Here is a 7818-nt window from a genome sequence, read left to right as displayed (position 1 = left end):
CGACGTCGTCTATAGCGAGACCGTCAGCACCGAGGTCGTCTACGCCGAGCCGGTTGCCTACCAAGACGCCACCACCTACGAGCAGGCGGTGACCGACGCCGAGCCGGTGACCGACGCCGAGCCGGTCACGTACGCCGAGCCGGTGACCGACGCCGAGCCGGTGACCTACGCCGAGCCGGTGACCTACGAGGAGGCCGTCACCTACGAGGAACCGGCCGTCGTCGAGGAGCCGGAATCCGCCCGTCCGGCACCGCTGAAGTCCAGCGATCCGCTGCCGCAGCGCGCCCGGCCCGGCCTCGAACGCGGCTACGACCCCCGCCCGCAGCGACGCTCCTCCGGCGCCGAGCAGATGACCTACGACCCGGTGGACGAGTCGGTGGATCTCGACGATCTCGTCGACGAGCACAGCGACGAGTGGCGTTCCTACCTGCAGGCCTCCAGCGGGACGCTGTTCTCCGGCGGAACGATCGCCGACGATATGGCCCGGCGGGGGCCGCTCAGCGAATCCGGTGACTACGACTACGACGATGGTGAGACCGGCCGGGACGGGCACACCGAGGTGGCGGCGGTCGCAGCGGTCCCGGCGGCACCCAGCGGGTCGCGAGGGATAGCAGAAGGTGTGTGGAACGGCCTGGTGGCCGTGGTGCAATCCTTGCTGGCCGTGGTGTTCGGCGCTGGGCTGTTCATCGCGTTCGACCAGCTGTGGCGCTGGAACAACCTTGTCGCCCTCGTGCTGACGGTTCTGGTGGTCCTCACCTTGGCCGCCGGGGTACGGATCGTTCGCAAGACCGAGGACATCGTCAGCACGCTGACCGCCGTGGCCGTCGGCCTGTTGGTGACCCTGGGTCCGCTCGCCCTGCAATCCACCTGACCCTGTGCGCCCAGCGATCAAGGTCGGCCTATCGACGGCATCGGTCTATCCACTGAAGACCGAAGCCGCGTTTGAGGCCGCCGCCGAACTGGGTTACGACGGCGTCGAACTCATGGTGTGGGCCGAGACGGTCAGCCAGGACATCGGCGCGATCTCCCAGATGTCCCGGCGCTACGGCGTCCCGGTGCTGTCGGTCCACGCGCCCTGCCTGCTGATCTCGCAGCGGGTATGGGGCTCAGATCCGATCCCCAAGCTCAACCGCAGTGTGCAGGCCGCCGAGCGGTTGGGCGCACAGACGGTGGTGGTGCACCCGCCGTTCCGCTGGCAGCGTCGATACGCCGACGGCTTCAGCGACCAGATCGCCTGGCTGGAGGACCGCAGCGACGTCATGGTCGCCGTGGAGAACATGTTCCCGTTCCGGGCCGACCGGTTCTTCGGCTCCCGGCAGCCCTCGATCGAGCGGATGCGCAAGCGCGGCGGCCGGCCCGGTGCGGCGGTCTCCGCCTTCGCGCCCTCCTACGACCCGCTGGACGGCAACCACGCGCACTACACGCTGGACCTGTCCCACTCCGCCACCGCGGGCACCGACGCGTTGGACATGGCCCGCCGGATGGGGGACGGCCTGGTGCACCTGCATCTGTGCGACGGCACCGGTGCCTCCACCGACGAACACCTCGTTCCCGGCCGCGGCACTCAGCCGGCCCAGGAGATCTGCCAGATGCTGGCCGGTAGCGACTTCAGCGGGCACGTTGTTCTGGAGGTCACCACCTCGGGTGCGCGCACGAAAGCCGAACGTGATGCCTTGCTGACCGAGTCGTTGGAGTTCGCGCGCACCAATCTGCTGCGCTGAGAAAGGCTTCCAATGATTCCGGAGACCATCCCGCGGTTCTCCGACGCGATGGCGTTGCGTCCGGTCGACGGATGCGCGGGCGAATTCGCGGGATTGCTCAACGAGCACTGGACCATCGGACCGAAGGTCCACGGCGGCGTGATGGTGGCGTTGTGCGCCAAGGCCGCTCGTGAGGCCTACGGCGGCACCGCTCACCCGGTGGCGGTGTCGGCCAACTTTCTGGCTGCGCCCGATCCCGGTGAGGTGCGCCTGACCGCCGTGGTGCGCAAACGAGGACGCCGGGTCGGGCTGGTCGACGTCGAGCTGACCGACCGGGGAAGAATCTCCGGCGGGCAGGAGCGCAGCGACCTGGGAAGAATCTCCGGCGGGCAGGAGCGCAGCGACCGGGGAAGAGTATGCGTGCGTGCGGTGGTGACGCTCGGCGAACCCGAGCACCAGACCCAGCCGTTGTTCGCCGACGCCGCCGTGACCGAGTTGATGACGCCGGAACCGCCCGCCGAGGCACTGTCGATCGGCCCCGGCGACCCGGCGGCCGACATCAACCACCTTGCCCGCGGCTGCGACATCCGGCCGCTGGTGGTCGAGTCTTTAGCGACGGGTGAGGCGCCGGTGTTCCGGATCTGGGTGCGGCCCCGCGACGGGGCGGTCGACGAACTCTTCGCGCTGATGTGCGGCGACATCTCGCTGCCGGTTCCCTACGCGGTGGGCCGGCGCGGCTGGGCACCGACCGTGCAGTTGACGGCGTATCTGCGGGCGCTGCCGGCAGACGGCTGGCTGCGGGTGGTGTGCACCGCTACCCAGATCGGGCAGGACTGGTTCGACGAGGATCACACCGTCATGGACAGCACCGGGCGAATCGTCGTGCAAACCCGCCAGCTAGCCCTGGTCCCTGCTGGGTAGGGTCTTGCGCTATGGCCAGGATTGCGATCATCGGTGGCGGCAACATGGGCGAGGCGTTACTCGCCGGCCTGATCAACTCCGGGCATCCGGCCAGGGATCTGGTGGTCGCCGAGAAGTCGACCGGACGCTCCGAGTACCTCACGCGGACCTACTCGGTCCGGGTTGCCCCGCTGGCTGATGCGGTGGAGACCGCGGAGTTCCTCATCCTGGCCGTCAAACCCGGCGACGTGGAATCAGTGGCCGCCGAGATCGCCGCGGTGGCAGCCGCGGCCGACGCCACCAGCGCCGAGCAGGTTCTCATCAGCGTGGTCGCCGGGGTGACGACGAGCTTCTACGAGTCACGGCTGACCGCCGGTTCACCGGTGATCCGGGTGATGCCCAACACCCCGGCGCTGCTGGGCCAAGGAGTCAGCGCACTGGCAGCGGGCCGGTTCGCCACCGCCGAGCAGCTGTCGCACGCAGCCGAGCTCTTCACATCCGTCGGTTCTGTGCTCACCGTCCCGGAAAGCCAGATCGACGCCGTCACCGCGGTGTCCGGCTCAGGTCCGGCGTACTTCTTCCTGTTCGTGGAGGCCCTGGTGGACGCCGGCGTGGCGGCCGGGCTGACCCGCGCGGTGGCCACCGATCTGGCCGTGCAGACGATGGCCGGTTCGGCGGCGATGTTGGTCGATCGCGTCCATGCGGCGCGGTCCGAGCAGTCAGGGCGCCCGGACACCGCGGCGGTCGAGCTGCGCGCCATGGTGACCTCGCCGGGCGGCACGACCGCTGCTGGCCTGCGCGAACTGGAGCGGTGTGGGCTGCGGACGGCCGTCGCCGCCGCGGTTGAGGGCGCGAAAACCCGGTCTGAGCAGCTAGGAATTACAGCCGAGTAGTTTGAGAAATCTCTGGCGGATTAACAAACACCCGTCGCAGTAACCCCATTGGCCACGCTATTCTCCTCGTAACGCATGGGTCGGTGCCAGCGGTGGGGAAGCCGCTGGAACTGCCCGTGCCTGACGGAATGGGTTGCGATGACCTCTATGAACGGGCCCTCGGGGCGGGACTCCGCCGGCGGCAAGTCGGCGCGCGACGCCGGTGCGGCCGATGCGCAGCCGGTCACCAGAACTCAGTTCCTCACCGTCGCCGAGGTGGCATCCCTGATGCGGGTCAGCAAGATGACGGTCTACCGGTTGGTTCACAACGGTGAACTGCCGGCCGTCCGGGTGGGCCGCTCGTTCCGGGTGCACGCCAAAGCCGTCCACGATCTCCTGGAGACGTCGTACTTCGACGCTGGGTAGGGGCGGGGGGTCGGGGTGCGTACTCAGCCGCGAGAGAGCCGGCTGACGGTCGCCCCAGCCACTTGGGTTAAGGTAACCCCGACACAGGCCGCCCGGCATCGGGCATTGGTACTTAGGTAGCGGAGTTCATGGGTTCAGTCATTAAGAAGCGGCGTAAGCGCATGTCCAAGAAGAAGCATCGCAAGCTGCTCCGGCGTACCCGGGTTCAGCGCAGAAAACTCGGTAAGTAGCCCCAGGCTGACCCGCCTCACGCGCCGCGCACGGCTTTGCCGTGCCAGCTGGGGCGATCGTCGTTAGGCTCTAGCGCATGGAATCCGGCCGGCCCGACCTACCGCACTACCCGAAAGTGGTGCTGGTCACCGGCGCGTGTCGTTTTCTCGGTGGATACCTCACCGCCAGGCTGGCGCAGAACCCGTTGATCAACACAGTGATCGCGGTCGACGCGATCGCGCCCAGCAAGGATCTGCAGCGCCGGATGGGTCGCGCGGAGTTCGTCCGCGCCGATATCCGGAATCCGTTCATAGCCAAGGTGATCCGCAACAGCGACGTCGACACGGTGGTGCACGCGGCTGCCGCTTCCTACGCTCCGCGGTCCGGTGGTCGGGCAACTCTGAAAGAGCTCAACGTGATGGGCGCGATGCAGTTGTTCGCGGCCTGTCAGAAAGCGCCCTCAGTGCGCCGGGTGATCCTGAAGTCCACGTCAGAGGTCTACGGGTCACACCCGAACGACCCCGTGGTGCACACCGAGGACAGCAGCAGCCGCCGGCCTCCCGGCGAGGGCTTCGCCCGCGACAGCATCGACATCGAGAGCTACGCGCGCGGGCTGGGTCGGCGCCGGCCCGACATCGCGGTGACCATCCTGCGGCTGGCCAATATGATCGGCCCGGCCATGGACACCGCCCTGGCGCGCTACCTGTCCGGTCCGTTCGTCCCGACCGTTCTTGGCCACGACCCGCGGTTGCAGCTGCTGCACGAACAGGACGCGCTAGGTGCGCTGGAACGCGCCACCATGGCCGGGCGGGCCGGAACCTTCAACGTCGGGGCCGACGGCATCATGATGATGTCGCAGGCCGTCCGGCGCGCCGGGCGGCTCCCGGTGGCGGTGCCGACCTTCGGTATGCGGGCGGCGGACTCAGTGCGCAAAGCGACCACCAACAGCGAGATGACCCGCGATCAGCTGGACTACCTGAGCTATGGGCGAGTGATGGATACTACCCGGATGCGGGCCGAACTCGGCTTTGAGCCGAAATGGACGACGTTGGAGGCGTTCGACGATTTCGTCCGCGGCCGGGGGCTGACACCCATCATCAACCCGGAGTGGGTACGCTCTGTGGAGAGCCGCGCGTTGTCCTTGGCGCAGCGGTGGGGAGGCTCAGATGAAAAGCGGGGGGTGTAACCGTGACCGGTGAGAAGGCGAAAGTCATTCCGCTGCATGCCGATTTGGGCCGTGCGGCTTCGCGTTCCGCGCAGCGTGCGGGCGCCCTGCGACGACATCCGTCGGTGTCGGCGCAGCTGTCCTCCGAGGAAAACATCGACGCCGTCATCCGCGAGCTCGACCAGCACCGCACCGATTCGCCGACCAACGACCTGGTGGCCCGCATCGCCGGGATGGCCGACTTCCTGCGTAAGCGGCTCACCGGCGACTACAGCGTCGACGAGTTCGGCTTCGACCCGCAGTACAACGACGCCGTGGTGCTGCCCACGCTGCGGTTTTTCTACGACAAGTGGTTCCGCGTCGAGGTCACCGGTATCGAGAACCTGCCCTCCAGCGGCGCCGGCCTGGTGGTGGCCAACCACGCGGGCACACTGCCGTTCGACGGCCCGATGCTGGCTGTGGCCGTCCGCGATCATCACCCGGCGCACCGCGACCTGCGACTCCTGGCCGCCGACATCGTCTTCGACATGCCGGTGATCGGCCCGATCGCCCGTAGGGCTGGTCACACCATGGCCTGCAACACCGACGCCAACCGTCTGCTCAGCGGCGGCGAGCTGACCGCGGTGTTCCCCGAGGGCTACAAGGGCCTGGGCAAACCGTTCCGGGATCGCTACAAGCTGCAGCGGTTCGGCCGCGGCGGCTTCGTGTCGGCAGCGCTGCGGGCCAAGGCGCCGATCATCCCCTGCTCGATTGTCGGGTCCGAGGAGATCTACCCGATGGTCGCCGACGTCAAGCTGCTGGCGCGGGTGCTCGGGGTGCCGTACTTCCCGATCACGCCGCTGTTCCCGCTGGCCGGACCGGCGGGACTGGTGCCGTTGCCGTCCAAGTGGCACATCGCCTTCGGTGAGCCGATCGACACCACCGGGTACGACGAGACCGCGGCTGACGACCCGATGACCACCTTCGAGATCACCGACCAGGTGCGCGAGACCATTCAGCAGACGCTGTTCAGCCTGCTCAGCCAGCGGCGTAATACGTTCCTGGGTTGAACCGGCCGGCTAGTTCCTGCGGCCCAGTGCGGCCGCCGCGATCGCGGCCACCTGCGCGTTGTCCTCCTCGGAGCCGGCCGACTCACCGAACATGGTGACCAGCGTCGTCATCACCAATTCGCCGTCGGCGTTGGTCACCTCGGTGCGCAGCGTGCTGATGACGGCGCCGAATGACTCCACCACCGACTCCAGCCAGGAGTCGAAGAACAGTTTGTCCCCGGCGCAGATCGGCCGGTGGTAAGTGATCTTCTGGTCTCGGTGGATGACCCGGGCGATGTTGATGCCGACATCGAAGTTGCGGAAGATGTCCAGCTGCACCTGACGGCCGGGGATCGCGATGAACGTCAGCGGCGCGACGACATCGGGGTAGCCGGCGGCCCGGGCGGCGTTCTCATCGAGGCTGATCGGGTCCTGGCACTGGATAGCGTTGCAGTACTCCCTGATCTTCTCGCGGCCGACCAGGTAGTAGTCCGGGTAGCGGTAGTGGGTTCCGATGATGTCGCTGGCGAAGGACATGCGGGGAGCCTATCGCGCGAGCCCATCGCGTCCGGTTCGGGCGGAGGCTACTCGTGCTCCTGGCGTCGCGAGACGGCCGCCGCGACCGCACCGCCGACCGCGCCCAGCGCCAGCGCCGAGGGCACCCCGATCTTGGCGGCCTTGCGAACAGTGCGGAAATCGCGGATCTCCCAGCCCTTTTCCCGCGCGAGTTCGCGCAGGTCGGCGTCGGGGTTGATCGCTACCGCGCTACCGACCAGCGACAGCATCGGCACGTCGTTGAAGCTGTCGGAATAGGCCGCGCAGCGTTTGAGGTTCAGCCCCTCCCGGATGGCCAGCGCCCGCACCGCGTGCGCCTTGCCCAGCCCATGCAGGATGTCGCCGACCAGCCGGCCGGTGAACACACCATCCACCGACTCGGCCACTGTGCCGAGTGCGCCAGTGAGCCCGAGTCGCTTGGCGATGATCTCGGCCAGTTCGTAGGGCGTCGCGGTGACCAGCCAGACCTGCTGGCCGGCGTCGAGGTGCATCTGGGCCAGCGCGCGGGTGCCGGGCCAGATCTTGTCGGCGATGATCTCGTCGTAGATCTCCTCACCGAGCGCGGTCAACTCCGCGGTGGTGCGGCCTTCGATGAACGCCAGCGCCTTGCGCCGGCCCTCGGCGACGTCCTCGCTGTTCTCCCGCCCGGTCAGCTGGAACTTGGCCTGGGCGTAGATGAACTTCCAGACTTCGCTGTATTGGAAGTACTTGCGTGCTGCCAGACCGCGTCCGAAGTGCACCAGCGACGAGCCCTGTACCAAGGTGTTGTCTACGTCGAAGAACGCCGCGGCGGTCAGGTCGCGGAGCGGGACAGTGTCCGGCCGCTGGTCGGCCTTGGCCGCCAGGCGCGCGTCGGCGACAAGGCCCCCGACGGCCCGTTCAGCGCTGGCATCGCCGGCAAGGGCCTGTTCGTCCCCGGAACCCATGCTGCTCACCCTATCCGCGAAGGTGTCAGACTGGCC

Annotated in this window: 10 protein-coding genes; 8 read left to right on the top strand and 2 right to left on the bottom strand. The window is 68.0% G+C overall.

Translation table 11 applies throughout. From position 1 onward, the window contains the following. The 8 genes from ADBZ6I_RS14275 to ADBZ6I_RS14240 form a co-directional block, all read left to right on the top strand. The coding region (locus ADBZ6I_RS14275) for an Rv0497 family membrane protein (protein ID WP_526384924.1) at window positions 1-871 on the top strand (871 nt) is incomplete at its 5' end. A 4-nt stretch (window positions 872-875) separates the two neighbouring features. Next, window positions 876-1721: a sugar phosphate isomerase/epimerase family protein gene (locus ADBZ6I_RS14270; protein ID WP_526384922.1), complete on the top strand. Its 846-nt coding sequence runs from the start codon at window positions 876-878 to the stop codon at window positions 1719-1721. 12 nt (window positions 1722-1733) lie between these two features. Next, window positions 1734-2621: an acyl-CoA thioesterase gene (locus ADBZ6I_RS14265; protein ID WP_526384920.1), complete on the top strand. Its 888-nt coding sequence runs from the start codon at window positions 1734-1736 to the stop codon at window positions 2619-2621. An 11-nt stretch (window positions 2622-2632) separates the two neighbouring features. Further along, window positions 2633-3493 (top strand): pyrroline-5-carboxylate reductase, encoded by an 861-nt coding sequence (gene proC, locus ADBZ6I_RS14260; RefSeq protein ID WP_526384918.1) that lies wholly within the window; start codon window positions 2633-2635, stop codon window positions 3491-3493. A 138-nt stretch (window positions 3494-3631) separates the two neighbouring features. After that, window positions 3632-3898, top strand: a complete 267-nt coding sequence (locus ADBZ6I_RS14255) for a helix-turn-helix domain-containing protein (protein ID WP_313676472.1) — start codon at window positions 3632-3634, stop codon at window positions 3896-3898. A gap of 128 nt (window positions 3899-4026) precedes the next feature. Further along, a complete protein-coding gene (locus ADBZ6I_RS14250) occupies window positions 4027-4128 on the top strand; it encodes a 30S ribosomal protein bS22 (RefSeq protein ID WP_003402602.1) in 102 nt (33 codons plus the stop codon). A gap of 77 nt (window positions 4129-4205) precedes the next feature. Continuing rightward, on the top strand, window positions 4206-5294 hold the full coding sequence (locus tag ADBZ6I_RS14245) for an SDR family oxidoreductase (RefSeq protein ID WP_526384916.1): 1089 nt from the start codon (window positions 4206-4208) through the stop codon (window positions 5292-5294). 2 nt (window positions 5295-5296) lie between these two features. Continuing rightward, window positions 5297-6322 carry a lysophospholipid acyltransferase family protein gene (locus ADBZ6I_RS14240; RefSeq protein WP_526384914.1) on the top strand — a complete coding sequence of 342 codons (1026 nt, stop codon included), beginning with the start codon at window positions 5297-5299 and terminating at the stop codon, window positions 6320-6322. A 9-nt stretch (window positions 6323-6331) separates the two neighbouring features. Here the strand turns inward: ADBZ6I_RS14240 and ADBZ6I_RS14235 are convergent, their stop codons facing one another. Beyond that, the gene (locus ADBZ6I_RS14235) at window positions 6332-6838 is read right to left on the bottom strand and encodes an FAS1-like dehydratase domain-containing protein (protein WP_526384912.1); all 507 of its coding nucleotides are present in this window, start codon (window positions 6836-6838) and stop codon (window positions 6332-6334) included. Between the two features lie 47 nt (window positions 6839-6885). Further along, entirely contained in the window at window positions 6886-7782 is an 897-nt protein-coding gene (locus ADBZ6I_RS14230; protein ID WP_526384910.1) for an HAD family hydrolase, read from the bottom strand. Window positions 7783-7818: the final 36 nt, after the last annotated feature.

Origin of the sequence: Mycobacterium sp. (genome assembly GCF_044342925.1) — a bacterium.
Lineage (GTDB): Bacteria > Actinomycetota > Actinomycetes > Mycobacteriales > Mycobacteriaceae > Mycobacterium.
This window is presented reverse-complemented; position numbering and strand designations above follow the sequence as displayed.